This is a genomic window from Campylobacter lari subsp. lari (assembly GCF_013372185.1).
GTDB lineage: Bacteria > Campylobacterota > Campylobacteria > Campylobacterales > Campylobacteraceae > Campylobacter_D > Campylobacter_D lari.
In genome coordinates, this window is record NZ_CP053830.1 from 808,661 (window position 1) to 823,878 (window position 15,218).

14 protein-coding genes are annotated in these 15,218 nt (G+C 31.7%); 6 read left to right on the plus strand and 8 right to left on the minus strand.

Annotation, left to right across the window (positions count from 1 at the left end):
• The first annotated feature begins 62 nt into the window (after positions 1-62).
• The 6 genes from ftnA (at position 63) to CLLT_RS04365 (ending at position 8,900) form a co-directional block, all read left to right on the plus strand.
• The gene (gene ftnA / locus CLLT_RS04340) at positions 63-557 is read left to right on the plus strand and encodes a non-heme ferritin (RefSeq protein ID WP_012661514.1); all 495 of its coding nucleotides are present in this window, start codon (positions 63-65) and stop codon (positions 555-557) included.
• Between the two features lie 108 nt (positions 558-665).
• A complete protein-coding gene (locus tag CLLT_RS04345; protein ID WP_012661515.1) occupies positions 666-1,301 on the plus strand; it encodes a S24 family peptidase in 636 nt (211 codons plus the stop codon).
• A gap of 182 nt (positions 1,302-1,483) precedes the next feature.
• Positions 1,484-3,421 carry a multiheme c-type cytochrome gene (locus tag CLLT_RS04350; protein ID WP_081351998.1) on the plus strand — a complete coding sequence of 646 codons (1,938 nt, stop codon included), beginning with the start codon at positions 1,484-1,486 and terminating at the stop codon, positions 3,419-3,421.
• A 95-nt stretch (positions 3,422-3,516) separates the two neighbouring features.
• Entirely contained in the window at positions 3,517-5,535 is a 2,019-nt protein-coding gene (locus tag CLLT_RS04355; protein WP_172461676.1) for a rhodanese-like domain-containing protein, read from the plus strand.
• Positions 5,536-5,591: 56 nt separating this feature from the next.
• Entirely contained in the window at positions 5,592-6,191 is a 600-nt protein-coding gene (locus CLLT_RS04360) for a SoxW family protein (protein WP_074692122.1), read from the plus strand.
• A 9-nt stretch (positions 6,192-6,200) separates the two neighbouring features.
• Positions 6,201-8,900, plus strand: a complete 2,700-nt coding sequence (locus CLLT_RS04365; RefSeq protein ID WP_074692125.1) for a cytochrome c biogenesis protein — start codon at positions 6,201-6,203, stop codon at positions 8,898-8,900.
• Position 8,901: 1 nt separating this feature from the next.
• Here CLLT_RS04365 and CLLT_RS04370 read toward each other — a convergent pair whose 3' ends face one another.
• The 8 genes from CLLT_RS04370 to CLLT_RS04405 form a co-directional block, all read right to left on the minus strand.
• Positions 8,902-9,126 (minus strand): hypothetical protein, encoded by a 225-nt coding sequence (locus CLLT_RS04370; RefSeq protein WP_012661520.1) that lies wholly within the window; start codon positions 9,124-9,126, stop codon positions 8,902-8,904.
• Positions 9,119-10,078: a UDP-3-O-(3-hydroxymyristoyl)glucosamine N-acyltransferase gene (lpxD, locus tag CLLT_RS04375; RefSeq protein WP_012661521.1), complete on the minus strand. Its 960-nt coding sequence runs from the start codon at positions 10,076-10,078 to the stop codon at positions 9,119-9,121. The genes CLLT_RS04370 and lpxD overlap by 8 nt, the downstream gene beginning before the upstream one ends.
• On the minus strand, positions 10,075-10,542 hold the full coding sequence (gene ilvN / locus CLLT_RS04380; protein WP_012661522.1) for an acetolactate synthase small subunit: 468 nt from the start codon (positions 10,540-10,542) through the stop codon (positions 10,075-10,077). The genes lpxD and ilvN overlap by 4 nt, the downstream gene beginning before the upstream one ends.
• Positions 10,539-12,248, minus strand: coding sequence for an acetolactate synthase large subunit (locus CLLT_RS04385; RefSeq protein ID WP_012661523.1), 1,710 nt, complete (start codon positions 12,246-12,248; stop codon positions 10,539-10,541). Before CLLT_RS04385 ends, ilvN begins: the two co-directional genes overlap by 4 nt.
• Before the next feature lie 83 nt (positions 12,249-12,331).
• Entirely contained in the window at positions 12,332-12,889 is a 558-nt protein-coding gene (locus CLLT_RS04390) for a 2-oxoglutarate:acceptor oxidoreductase subunit OorC (RefSeq protein WP_012661524.1), read from the minus strand.
• Entirely contained in the window at positions 12,886-13,731 is an 846-nt protein-coding gene (locus CLLT_RS04395) for a 2-oxoglutarate ferredoxin oxidoreductase subunit beta (protein ID WP_012661525.1), read from the minus strand. The genes CLLT_RS04390 and CLLT_RS04395 overlap by 4 nt, the downstream gene beginning before the upstream one ends.
• A gap of 1 nt (position 13,732) precedes the next feature.
• On the minus strand, positions 13,733-14,857 hold the full coding sequence (locus tag CLLT_RS04400) for a 2-oxoglutarate synthase subunit alpha (RefSeq protein WP_070256892.1): 1,125 nt from the start codon (positions 14,855-14,857) through the stop codon (positions 13,733-13,735).
• A gap of 8 nt (positions 14,858-14,865) precedes the next feature.
• Positions 14,866-15,180: a 2-oxoglutarate:acceptor oxidoreductase, delta subunit gene (locus tag CLLT_RS04405; RefSeq protein ID WP_039668439.1), complete on the minus strand. Its 315-nt coding sequence runs from the start codon at positions 15,178-15,180 to the stop codon at positions 14,866-14,868.
• Between the last annotated feature and the right edge of the window lie 38 nt (positions 15,181-15,218).

A 15,218-nucleotide genomic window follows, 5' to 3' on the forward strand; every position in this document is an offset into this window, starting at 1 on the left:
TATTAATGTATTTTTAATATAGTTCTAACTAATATAACAAAAATATTCCATAAGGAGAGAAAATGCTTTCAAAAGAAGTAGTAGCTTTACTAAACGAGCAAATCAATAAAGAAATGTATGCAGCAAATTTGTATTTGAGTATGAGTTCATGGTGCTATGAGCATAGTTTTGATGGTGCGGGGGCGTTTTTGTTCGAGCATGCAAGAGAAGAAAGTGATCATGCTAGAAAACTCATCACTTATTTAAATGAAACTGATTCTAAAGTGGAATTAAAAGAAGTCAAAAAACCTGATAGTGATTTTAAATCATTGCTTGATGTATTTGAAAAAACTTTTGAGCATGAGCAAAGTATCACAGCTTCTATAAATAATCTTGTTGATTTTATGCTTTCAAGCAAAGATTATTCAACTTTTAATTTCTTGCAATGGTATGTAAGCGAACAACACGAAGAAGAAGCACTTTTTAGAGGTATAGTAGATAAAATCAAACTCATAAGCGATAATGGCAATGGCTTATACATGGTAGATCAATACATCAAAAGCTTAATTAATAAATAATTTTTTAGCCTCCACAAAAATTTGGAGGCTAAATATCTTTTAATTTAAAAGAATTCTTGCAAAATAAAAGTAAATTTGCTAAAATACTTTTTATTTAAAAGGATTTTTATGCAAATGAATGAAATTACCGATAAACTTAAATTTATACTCCAAAAAGAAGGCATAAAAAACGCTAAAGATTCTGATGTGGCTAAAATGCTAAATATCAATCCTGATACATTTTATAGTATGAAATTTAGAAATTCCATACCTTATAAACAAATACTTCATTTTTTAAATGAAAGAAATATCAATATCAATGCGTTTTTTTACGAAGATTCTCTTGAGAGCAATACTCCAGCGCTTGATCTAAATTATAATGTCTTAAAATATTATGATGTTAATGCTTCTATGGGTGGTGGTGCTTTAAATGATAATGTGAGTTTTTCAGAAGTGATAGTAGATGAAAAATTAAGTGATTTTTTTGGCTCTAAAGATTGTGATATCATCCCTTGTATAGGCGATAGTATGGAGCCTGAAATCAAAGATGAATCTTTGTGTTTGATAGATAAAAATAAAAGCTTTAAAGAAGGTGGGGTTTTTGCGGTAAATACTCGAGACGGTTTGTTTATCAAACAAATTTTTAAAAGCAATAAAGGCGGAGTTTATCTACACTCTTTTAATCTAAGTTATGCAGATGTTCATTATCAAAATGGTGATTTTTTAATCGTGGGTAAGGTAGTAGGAACTATAAGTAGAATTTAGTATTTAGTAAATAACTTCTTTTTCTATATAATAATTTTTATTATTTAAATTAACAAAAAATAAATATAAATATATTTTTAAGTTATTTTTTATTAAAAAATAGTCACAATTATACTTTAATAGTTAATAGATAATAAATAAGAGTATTTCTATCTTTTAACAAAACGCGCGAAAGGGAAGTTATGAAACACAAATTAGCTAAGGTTGCTACCTACGCCTGTTTAGCCTTAGGTATAAGTTTAAGTTCACAAGCTTTTGCTTCTTCAGAGCCTAGAACTCTTGATGGTTATGTAGCTCAAGAGGATGCATTTTTTGACTATCTTTACAAACATCACCCTATTTTTAAATATGAAAAAGAAGGGCGTTTGGTGGGTAAATTTACTCATAGCGATAGAACAGAAAACTGGGTTTTAAATCAAAATGGGGCCAAATTTGCCGCTGAGCATGATTTAAAACAAGCTTCTATTACTTATCGTTTGCCTTATGAGTCTTTTTTGGATTTTCCAAACAAATTCGTAGGCCCAAAAAAATGTGGTGAGTGTCACCCTGCTCAATATGCTTCTTGGGAGCGCTCTCGCCATGCAAAAACTGTGCGTTTTCCACATGAAATGGAAGAAGTTGGCGGAGCTGAAGGTTTGAAAAAACCTATGTATAATTCTCAAGCTACTATTTTGCCTGATGGAATTTATCCAAATGATGTTTATGCTCTCATTGGAACACCAAGGACAAAATATGGGTTTATAGATAAATGGCTTGTGCGTGGAACTTACCATGTTGAAGATGGAAATTTGAGTGATTTAAGTGGTAAATTAACCGCTGGAGGTAATCAATTCTCAAGACTTTGGAGTGAGTTTTTAACTCCTGAAATGGCACAAAAGATAGCTGCTTTTGCACCTGGTTTTCCTACTAAAATGGAAGATTTTGGAGGAAATGGTTCTCAAGTGTGGGGAACAAACTCTTATGCTGCAAGCTATAAAGAAAAAGCAGTTTTCCAACCTGCTACTGCATATTGTGAAACCTGTCATACTTTTAAATTTGATTTTAAGAGCAAGGAAGAATTTTACAAAGCACTAGGTAATCCAAAAGAACTTCAAAAACATACCATTTCAAAAGGTATTACTTGCGAAGAATGCCACGGGGCTGGAGCGCATCTTTATGGAGCAAGAGGTGCGGGTATGCCATCAAATTGTGAAAGATGTCATCAAAGATTTTCATATAATGAAACCGATGCTAAAATCAATCCTAGAAAACCTTTCAACGCATATTTTAAATCAAGTTGTCCTGCGTGTGGAACAGAAGGTGCTCAAATGTATTCTTCAGCTCACTATGATAAGGGTATGAGATGTAATACTTGTCATGATCCACATGAAGTAACTTTTAATGATTGGAAAAGTGGTTACACTAAAACAAAACTTAAAAAAACTTGCAAAGATTGTCATGAAACCCAAGCAAGCTTTTTCAAAAAAGGTGGAATTCACGCAAAAGATAACTGCACAGCTTGTCACATGCCAAATATGATGAGTTGTGAAAATTTTGGAGCAGTTCAAAACCCTGATAAAGGTGGATTTGATAATGTTAGAGCCTCTCATATATGGAATATCAAAGTAGACAAAACTGCAAAAACACTTAATCCGCCAGAAGGCAAAGAAAGATCGCCTAAAGTTGGTGGCTGGACTATAGCTAGAGATGATGAAGGTAGATTTTTCCTTGATTTAATGTGGAGTTGTGGTAGAACTAGTTTTAGCGATATTAATTTAATGGGGCCTGGTGCAAGTGGTTGTCATAGTCCTGTGCAATCAACCTTACCTGAAAAACTTCACTTTAGCAATCAAGAAATGATTTATGATAAGGTAATGGAGTGGCAAAACCCTGTTAAAGAAGGCTATGAGAAAATCAGAAAAGGCATAGCAAATATTGATAAAACTTTTGCTGAAAAAACCAAACTTTCAGTAGAGCAAAAATCAAAAGTGTTAAGCCTAACTAATCAAGCTCAAGCCATAGCTGATAGACTAGAAAAAGATGGTTCTTGGGGTGTTCATGGACCTGCTTATTCTAAGAAAATCATAGAAGAAGCTTTAATTTATATCCAAGAAGCACAAAATATCCTAAATGGTAAATAAAAACAAAGGAAGAATGAAAAATTCTTCCTTCAAATAAGGAGCTAGTCTTGAAAAATTTAATCACTCGACTTTTTATCATCCTTTTTACTCTTTTTATGCCATCAGGATTTATTTTTGCTGAGGCTAATGGGGAAATAGGATCAATAGAAGGTGTAAAAAGCATTAGCTTAGCACAAGCTCAAGAAATGCTAGATCAAAATAATACTTATTTTTTTGATGTCAACTCAGAGCAAGATAGACAAGCTAATGGTTATATACCTAATTCCATATCAACCTATGTGGAAAATTGGCAAAATTTATTGCCACAAGATAAAAATGCAAATTTAGTATTTTATGGTTTAAATCGTTTTAGATTTGAAGCTTCTCAAGCTGCTGCAGTTGCTATAGAACTCGGCTATAAGAACTCTGTTGTAATGCTTGATGGTATTGAATCATGGATAACTTCGGGTAGAAAAGTTGAAAAAATAGACACCGTTAAATGGGAAAAAGCTAAAGAAATTATCGAGTTTAAAGATACTATTCACTCAAGATTTAAATTTAGCAACACTCCATCTTGTCGTGATTGTCATGCTCAAAAAGGTAAAGGCATTAGAGCTGATATTGCAGCAAGTAAAAACTTAATCAATCAAAAGTGTGCAACTTGCCATGAAAAAGCAAGTAATGCTTTAGCAAAAAGTGCTCATGGGATACAAGAGTTCTTGCCTGCTCAAGATATGCAAAAGAAAAAAGAAAAACCATCATGTGCGACTTGTCACTCTATTCATGTTACCCCAAAACATTCAGGAATTTATTCACAAAAACAATTGGTCGATCAAAAATGCGCACAATGCCATAAACAAAAAAGTGCAACTTTCCATATGACTTTCCATGGTAAAGGTATGTTTTTAAGCACTCCAGGTGAAACTCCAAGTGTTGCTACTTGTTCTGATTGTCATGGTAAACACAATATTTTAAAATCAAGTGAAAGAAGTTCAACTCTCTCGCCAATTAACCGTGTTCAAACTTGTAAATCATGTCATCCAAATGCAAATGAAAATTTCGCAAATTGGATGGCACATGCTGATCATAGCGATGGCGAAAAATATCCTGGATTACATGGTGCTTATATATTTATGACTATTTTAGTAATTTCTGTATTTGTTTTCTTTGGAGCTCATACTATACTTTGGTGCTTGCGTTTGATTGCTATGCGTATAAAATATCCTAAAGAATGGAAAGAAGCAAGAAAAGCAGCACATGAAGATAAAGTAAGAATAAGAAGATTTAGCACTTTCCATAGAATTCAACATTTCTTTATGGCAGCTAGCTTTTTAGGTCTTGCATTCTCAGGCTTACCGCAAAAATTCTATGATTCAGCGTGGGCTAAACCTATGATTGATTTAATGGGTGGAGATATTATTAACGCAGCAACCATACATCATATTTCAGCCATAGTAATGTTTGCAGTATTTTTCTCTCACATTGGAGAAATCATCATCGTAAATTGGAAACGCCGTGATATAGCAAGGGATCCAATCACTGGTAAAATAAGCTTTATGAAAGTTTTAAAAGCTACTTTTGGACCTGATTCTTTAATGCCAAACTGGCAAGATTTTAAAGATATGAAAGATCATTTTAAATGGTTCTTTGGTTTTGGATCAAGACCGCAATTTGACCGCTGGACTTATTGGGAAAAATTTGACTATCTAGCAGTATTTTGGGGTATGTTTATCATTGGTATTTCAGGGCTTATTTTATGGTTTCCTGCTTTCTTTGGTAAATTTTTACCAGGCGAAGCAATCAACCTAGCAACCCTACTTCACTCTGATGAAGCCTTACTTGCTACAGGATTTATTTTTGCAATTCATTTCTTTAATACGCATTTTAGAGCAGATCGCTTCCCTATGGATATGGTGATTTTCTCAGGAAGCGTTAGTGAAGAAGAGATTAAACAAGAAAGAAGCGTATGGTATAAACGCTTGAAAGAAAGTGGAAAATTAAGCACTTTATATGAAAATAAAAGTAATTTCAAAGCATATCAATGGCTAGCTAAACTTGCAGGATTTGCAATGCTAATCACTGGCTTAGTATTTTTATTTTTAATGCTTTATACTTTCTTTAACACTATCTTATAACCTTATTCGCTATAATAGCGAATAAGGACTTTTCCTAACTTTTTCAAGGATTTTAAATGTTTAAAACAATACTCACACTTAGTTTTTTAAGTATTTTTTTTACAGCTTGTTCTAATGAAGAAAAACTTGATGCTAATTTAATCTCAAGCGGCACGCAATTTTCTAAAGAAAATTTACAAAAAGCAAATGATTTAGATAAAAAATCTTATGAAGAAATAGCTCATTTATTTAAAGACAATACAAATATAAAAAGTGATGATAAAAACATTTTAATTATTTTTAGCGCAAACCACTGCTTATATTGTGATAAATTAAAAGAAGAAATTAAAAATGATAAAAAAATACAAGATTTTATAAAAGAAAAATACAGCTCATATTATATAAATATAAGCTATAAAAAAATTCATACATTTTATAAAAACCACAAAAGCGACTTAAGTACAGCTGAACTTTCTAGTATTTATGATATAGTAGCCACCCCTACTATTGTAATTTTAAACAAAAACAGCCAAACTTTGTTAAATTATCCTGGTTTTATTAGCGCAAAAAGATTAGGCGCTACAATGGAGTTTTTAAACCAAAAAGAAAATCAAAATTTAGACGAGGCAGCCATAGCGCAAAAACTTATACATTTTTATAAAGAAAATAATATTTAAGGGTTAAAAATGCAGTATTTTTTTTCTTTTGCGATGAGTTTTTTGCTAATGAGTATATACACCATAGCTTGTGCTGTGGCAACCTTTATAGAAAATGATTTTGGTATTAGTGCAGCCAAAGCTTTAATTTATAATAATGCTTGGTTTGATATGTTGCATTTATTACTAGGTTTAAATTTAATCGGAGTGATATTTTACAACAAGCTTTTTCAAAAGAAAAAATACTCTATCTTACTTTTGCACTTATCCTTTATAGTGATTTTAATCGGTGCTGGACTTACTAGATATTTTGGTTTAGAAGGTGGAATACATATAAGAGAAAATGAAAGCTCTAGCACCATAGTCACTAGAGAAGAATTTATAAAAATTACTGATTTTGATACTAATGCTAGTTTTGAATTTCCTATTAGCTTTACCCCACTAACCCAAAAACATTTTGAAAAAACTATAGACTTAAATGGCGAAAAATTAACCATAAGCTCTATCAAATACACTTCACAAAAAGACTCTGTCACACCTGCTAGCTTAAAATTAAACATTAATTATCAAAAAGCAAATACACAAATAATCTTAAATCCAAATTTTACAAATAAACAAGTGGTGTATTTTAACTTACAGGGAAAAAATTTTACTATCAATTGGGGGCCAAGAGAAATTAAGCTTCCTTTTGCATTACACTTAAAAGATTTTATACTAGAGCGTTATTTAGGTTCTATGAGCCCATCTTCTTATACTTCAAAAATTCAAATCATAGATGAGCAAAATAATATTAACTTAGATTATGATATTTTTATGAATAATGTTCTTGATTATGGTGGATATAGATTTTTTCAAAGTTCTTATGATCAAGATGAACAAGGTACTATACTTTCAGTTAATAAAGATCCTGGTAAAATCCCTACATATATAGGTTATACTTTGTTGATTTTAGGATTTTTATGGGTTTTATTTGACAAAAACTCAAGATTTCATCGTTTAAGTGTTTATTTAAAAAAAAGCCAAAGCTTTGTGTTGTTCATTTTACTTTTTGCAAATTTACAAACTCCACTTTTTGCACAAGAAAATAAAAATGAAATTTTAAATTTAATCTCAAATTTGCAAAAAAATTCCTATGATCATTCTTTAAATTTTGCAAAACTACTCGTGCAAGATCATAATGGTAGAATCAAGCCTTTAGATACTTTGGCAATGGAATTTGTTTATAAAATCACTCAAAAAGAAAAATTTTTAAATCTTCACTATGATCAAATTTTTCTAGCAATGATGATTTATCCTAAAGAATTTAGAAAAATCAAAATGATAGCTACAAAAACAAGCAAGCTAAGAGAATTAATAGGCGCAGATATAAATGAAAAATACATAGCATTTGATGATGTGTTTGATAATGGGGTATATAAACTGAGTAATTATGTTGAGGAAGCTAACCGCAAAAAGCCCTCACTAAGAACTAGCTTTGATAAAGATTTACTAGCCTTAGATGAAAAAATAAATCACGCATATTATATTTATAGCGGTCAAGCTTTAACTATTTTTCCTGATATTAACGAACAAAGTTTAAAGTGGTATTCTCCAGTACAAATTTTACCCTTTGCAAAAGAAGATGTAGAGCGTTTACAAATGCTTTTAGTCAGCTATTTTTTACAAGTTCGCAATGGTGTTGAAAACAATCAATGGCAAGATGCAAATGAAATTTTACAATCTCTAAAAGATTTTCAAAATCACTATGGAAGTAATGTTTTACCGCCAAAGGAAAGATTAGACCTTGAAATACTGCTTAATCATTATAATATCTTTGATAATCTAACTTTTGTTTATATTAGCTTTGCGTTAGTGTTTTTCTTTTTAAGTTTTTATACTATATTAAAAAATATTTCTTTATCTACCTTTGTATATAGATTTTTTTACATCATTTTAAGTATGTGTGTAATCATACATGCATTAGCTTTAATCATTCGTTGGTATGTAGGCGAGCATGCTCCTTGGAGTAATGCTTATGAAAGTATGATTTATATAGCTTTTGCTTGTGCGATAAGCGCTGTGATATTTTTTAAAAAATCACTCTTAGCCTTATGCGGTGCGAGTTTTTTAGCAGGTATTTCACTTTTTGTAGCTCATCTTGGCTTTATGGATCCTCAAATTGGAAATTTAATACCTGTTTTAAAATCTTATTGGCTTAATATTCATGTATCGATTATAACAGCAAGCTATGGATTTTTAGCACTTTGTTTTATTGTAGGAATTTTGAGTTTAATTCTTTTTACCTTAAGAGGTAAGAATAAAAATATAGATTTAAACATCACCAAACTACACTGCGTTAATGAAATGTCTATGATAATAGGACTTGCAATGCTTACGATAGGAAATTTTTTAGGCGGAGTTTGGGCCAATGAAAGCTGGGGAAGATATTGGGGTTGGGATCCAAAAGAAACTTGGGCTTTGATTTCTATTGTAGTTTATACCATGGTATTACATTTAAGATTTATTTTCAAAACTTATTTTATTTTTGTTTTTGCAAGTGCTAGTGTTTTAGCTTTTTATAGTATATTAATGACTTATTTTGGAGTAAATTTTTACCTTTCTGGGCTTCATTCTTATGCAAATGGCGATGCTTTTCCTATACCAACTTTTGTGTATATTTTAATCGCGCTTAATTTTATTTTAATTATTAGTGCAGGAAGAAAACGGGATTTAAATACGCCTAGTTTTTAAACTAGGCTTTGCTTTTTTCTATTTCTTGAAGTGCTAGGATAAGATCTTTTAAATTTTCATAAGGAATATGAACTTTCCAATCTATTCCATTTTCCTTTTTTAAAGCCACACCTATACTTAAGATATCATTACTTCCTACACCATAAGGATTAGAAAGATTACAAAGGCTTATTTCTCCACTTTTACTACCATGTAATTCTATAGTTTTAAATATTTTTTTACTCATGTTTATCCCTAAATGCTGTGATAATTTTTGCTTGAAATTTTAACCAATCTTTTTGAAGCATGATAGGAAAACCACCATAAACCCTAGCACCTTCTAAATTTTTAGTGACCCCACCTCTTGCGGCTATGGTAGCAAAATCCCCTATTTCCAAATGCCCGCTTGTAGCACTTTGTCCACCCATAGTGACATTTTTACCTAAAATGCTTGAGCCTGAAATTCCACTTTGAGCTACTATAAGGCAGTTCTCCCCTATTTCACAATTATGTCCTACTTGAACCAAATTATCAATCTTTGTGCCTTGCTTTATGATAGTACTTTCAAAAACTGCTCTATCTATAGTAGTACAAGCTCCAACTTCTACAAAATCTTCTAAAATAACATTTCCATTGTGATAAATCTTATAATGCTCGCCATTTTTTGTATGTGCATAACCAAAACCATCACTACCTATAACACAATTTGCCAGCAAATGACATTTTTTACCTATTTTAGTGTCATTATAAATCACAGCATTTGGATGAATTATAGTATATTCACCTATACTTACATTATCGCCTATATAAGCGCCTGCCATTATCACTACATGATCAGCTATTTGGACATTTTCACCTATATAAACATTTGGCATAATCTTAGCACTTTTGGCAATATTAGATTGTTTTTTTTCACTAGAGATCAAAGGTTTAGCAAAAAGCTTACTTAAAAGCGCAAAAGATAAATGTGGATTATCAACAACTAGCTTAACGCAATCTTTTGAAACTAAATTTTCAAATTCTTTTGAGATTAATATAGCCCCAGCTCCACTACTTGCGATTTTTTTAGAGTTTTTTTCTCCATCGCAATAACTAAGTTCACTAAAACTTGCGTTATTTAATGAATTTAAAGCTGTAATTTCTATATCATCTCCATAATATTCTATACCTAAAAATTTAGCAATTTCACTAATTTTCATTTTACCTCCATTAAAATAGAACCACTTCTAACTACACTAATAGGATTATACTTTTTCATAGTTTTTAAAAAGTTATCGATATTTTTCGCATCATCACTTGCCATTACTACAATAAACTCATCATCACTATAAGTTACACTGCCATTATAAGCTTTTAATATAGCATCTAAGCCTGCAAAATTTTCATTTAAAGCAATCTTTACCAAAGCTGTTTCTTTTTCTATAAAATCACTAGAATCAATCACCTTATAAGTAGGTATGAGTTTATGAAGTTGTTTTATGATTTGCTCAAAAACTTTTTCATCACCTAAAGTAACGATGTTTATCCTTGAGAATTCTTTATCATCAAGTGGTGCAACAGTAAGTGATTCTATATTATAACCACGCCCTGAAAAAAGCCCAACAACGCGTGATAATACCCCATGCTCATTTAATACAATGACAGAAATTACTCTTCTTTTCATTTTTTATCCTTGTTTTTATAGCTAGGTAAAATCATATTATAAATAGCTCCCCCTGCAGGTACCATAGGTAATACATCTTCATAACGATCTATAGCCACATTTAAAACACAAGTTTTTTTAGATTCTAAGGCTGCTTTGAAAGCTTTTTGAAATTCTTCTTTATTGCAAACATTATAACCCTCACAATGAAAACCTTTAGCAATAGTAATAAAATCAGGTTGACTTGTTAAATCTGTATTAGAAAATCTTTCTTTATAAAACATACTTTGCCATTGTCTTACCATGCCTAAAAAAGAATTATTTAAAATGATATTAATCACTTTGATTTTATAAGCACTTGCAGTCATTAACTCTTGTATATTCATTAAAAAAGAACCATCACCTACAAAATTTACCACCACTTCTTCACCTACAGCTAATTTAGCTCCAAGTGCAGCCGGTAAAGAATAACCCATAGTTCCTTGTCCACCACTTGTTGCAAGTTGTCTTGCATAATTAAAAGGATAAAATTGCGCTACCCACATTTGATGCTGTCCTACATCAGTAATTATCCTTGCATCAGGAGCTAATCTAGCGCATTCTTCTATAACCCATTGAGGTTTTAAAACTTCATCACTATCTTCATAGATTAAAGGATATAATTGCTGATATCTTTGTAAAGTTTTAAACCATTCTTGGTATTTTGTATTATCAAAGCTTTCTTTTTTTAATTCTTCTAAGGTATCTAAAATAACACTTTTAATATCCCCAACTATAGGAAAATGCGCTTCAATGATTTTAGAAATAGAACTTGGATCTATATCAATATGAACGATTTTTGCACCCTTAGCAAACTCACTTGTTTTACCAGTAATCCTATCATCAAACCTAGCACCCACAGCAATGAGCAAATCACACTCACTTAAAGCAATATTTGCACAATAGCTCCCATGCATACCTGCCATTTTTAAATTAAGCTCATCATCACTTCTTAAAGTCCCTAGAGCCATCAAGGTTTCAACTGCAGGAATTTGACAAAAATGAATTAATTCTCTTAATTCATCACTAGCATTAGAAGCTACACAACCTCCACCTAGATAAAATAAAGGTTTTTGAGCATTTTTAATCAAACTTACTAATTTTTTAATTTGCTTGATATTTCCTTTATAGGTTGGCTTGTAAGTTTTCATAGAAATTTCTTTAGGATAGTGCCATTTACCTATAGCAGCAGTAATATCCTTAGGTATATCAATATGCACAGGCCCTTTTCTACCTGTTGTAGCAATATAAAAAGCTTCTTTTAAAATTTTAGGTAATTCTTCAATATTTTTTACTAAATAATTATGTTTTACACAAGGTCTTGAAATACCTATAGCATCGATTTCTTGAAAGGCATCGGTTCCTATTAAAGAATTTGCAACTTGAGCTGAAATTAAAACCAAAGGTATAGAATCACTATAAGCAGTAGCTAAACCTGTAACTGTATTGGTAAAACCAGGTCCACTTGTAACTACCGCCACGCCAACCTCACCACTCATTCTAGCATAAGCATCAGCACTATGTAAGGCTGCTTGCTCGTGTCTAACTAGGATATGTTTAAAATGAGTTTGCTTATAAATTTCATCATAAATATTTAAAGCAGCACCACCAGGATAACCAAAAACTACTTTAACATTTTCTTCTTTTAATGCTTCACAAATCATTTGCGAGCCATTTAGCTCTTTCATTATTTTACCTTTTTGCCTAAAATGGAAAATATTATAACGATAATTTAATAAATATTATTTTATAAGGAGAGTTTCTTGAAAAATCAAGAAACTACTTGTGCTTTTTTAGCGTATTCTATACCTAAATCAAAAGCTTTTGCATTTGCTTCTTTAGTTTTTGCAGGTACCATATCAAGCATAGTTTGTTTTAATGCATCAATATCAATACATTTACTCATATAAGCAGCTATAGCCAAAGCAACAACTGATTGAGTGGCTACATTGCCTACTTCTTCTTTAGCTATAGTAATAATAGGAATTTCAAAAATTTTCCATCTTACATAATCTTCTTTGCTTGGATGAACTAAATTTGGCTCTACAACTATAACACCACCTTCACAAACACCATCTTTAAAACTATGATAACCCTTATCAGCAGTTGAAAGCATAAAACTCACTTCACCTTCTACTGCATAAGGAAAAAAGATTTCACTTTCATCAATGATGATATCAACCTTAGTTGGTCCACCTCTAACTTGAGAAGTATAAGTAGAAGCTTTAAAAGCATTGCGCCCTTCTTTAATGGCAGCTTTAGCTAAAATTTCACCTGCAGTGATAACCCCTTGTCCACCTTCACCGCAAAATCTTAATTGATATTTCATTTTAATGCTCCTAAATCAACCATTCTTTTTTCTTTCAAGGCTCTTCTAACTTCTTCATAAGCTTCGCAATATTCTGCCTTGCTTTCATCTTGATGTAAAATTCCTGTAGGGAATTTATCTGCTCTTTGCTCATAGTCTAATTGTTCAAATTTATTTTTTTCAACACAACGATTTTTAATCCAATCAAGCATGCTTACAGCTTCACCCATTTTATTTTTTCTACCAAGATTAATATGGCAGTTTGAAAATACATCCACAAAGCTATAACCTTTGTGTGACAAAGCTTTAAAAATGATATTTTCAAGTTTATTTGCCTCAATAACATTTGTTCTTGCTACAAAAGAAGCCCCAGCGGCTTTAGTAAGCTCACAAGCATCAAAATTTGGGTCTATATTACCTGCTTGAGCTGTAACAGTGTAAAAGCCTTGTGGGGTAGTTGGAGAAGTTTGAGAATTTGTAAGACCATAAATAAAATTATTGATTAAAATATGAGTTAAATCTATATTTCTTCTGCAACCATGAATAGTGTGATTTCCACCAATTGCCAAAGTATCACCATCCCCGCTTACTACGATTACATGTTTTTTAGGATTTGCTAGTTTAATTCCTGTTGCATAAGCTATAGCTCTACCATGAGTTGTATGAACCGTGTTGCAATTTACATAAGAACTCATTCTACCACTACAACCTATACCAGAAACCAAACAAACATCATCCATATTCCAGCCAAGTTTTTGTATAGCTCTAATAATAGCTTTTAAAACAACACCATCACCACAACCCCAGCACCATTGTGTTGGAAGTTTATCTACTCTTAAATACTCATCATAATTAAAAGCCATTTTACATATTCTCCTTTACTTTAGCAATAATTTCACTTGGGGTTATAGGGCGACCATTTGCACGGTGCAAGCTAATAAAATCATCTCTTTTGCTTACTCTTTGAATTTCTTCTAAATATTGCCCCATATTTAGCTCGCTAACCATAACTTTTTCAAATTTAGATACCACTTGAGCTATTTTTTTCTCAGCTACTGGATATAAAGTAATAGGTCTAAAAAGCCCTACTTTAAAACCTTCTTCTCTAAGTCTTAAAATAGCTTCTTTAGCAGATCTTGCAACACTACCATAAGCAATGATTAAAAACTGCGCATCATCACACATAAACTCTTCATAAGTGCAAATTTCATCAGTATTATTTTTAATCTTACCAAACAATCTTTTTATATTTTTATCTACAATCGCTCCATCTTCAGTTGGAAAACCTATATCTCCATGATGAAGTCCTGTGATATGATAACGATAACCTTCAAAGAAAGGATTTAGCGTAGCAGCTTCATTTTCCCCTGCTGCATAAGGTTTATAATCTTTTTTATCGCCGCTAAATTTTTTACGGTTAATAATTTCTAATTCTTCTAAATCAGGCAATTTTGCCTTACCATTCATATGTCCTATGGTTTCATCTAAAAGTAAAAATACCGGAGTCATATATTTTTCAGCTAGATTAAAAGCTCTAATGGTTTCAGTATAAGCTTCTTCTAATGAAGCAGGAGCTAAAGCTATACTCGCATAATCTCCATGCGTTGGAGCTTTAGCCTGAAACAAATCACCTTGTGCAACCCTTGTAGGAAGACCAGTGGATGGACCACCTCTCATAACATTTACAATCACAAGTGGAATTTCAGCTATAAAACCCAAGCCAATTTGCTCAGCTTTTAAAGAAATCCCAGGCCCGCTACTTGCTGTCATAGACTTAACACCACTCATAGAAGCACCCAAAGCCACACTAATACCTGAAATTTCATCTTCCATCTGTATAAAAGTACCATCATTTTTTGGTAACATATGACTTAGTTCGTGTGCTATTTCAGAACTTGGGGTAATTGGATAACCACCAAAAAATTTACAGCCACAATCAATCGCAGCTTTGGCTACTAAAACATTACCTGTTGATATCACTTCTCTCATTGTTTTTCCTATGCGTTTAATTTTTTATATTTATTTTCTTTAACAGCTTGTGCTCTTTCTTTAGCTTCTGGTGTAAGTTTTGCAAATTTAAATTCATCTCTTTTAGCAACGAAAATTGCAAAATCAGGACAATGGCTTTCGCATTCACTACAGCCTATACAAGAATCAGGATGAACCACTTCTATCATCTGTCCTAAAACTGCACTGATTTCATCTCTCATTGCTAAAACTCCAGCTGGACAATAACTAACACAGATATTGCAAGCTTTACATCTTGCTTCATCAACCCAAACCGGTGTATTTTCTGGGGCTACCATTAAAATTCCTTTCCAATTTATTGTTATTTTTAATGATTTTTTAT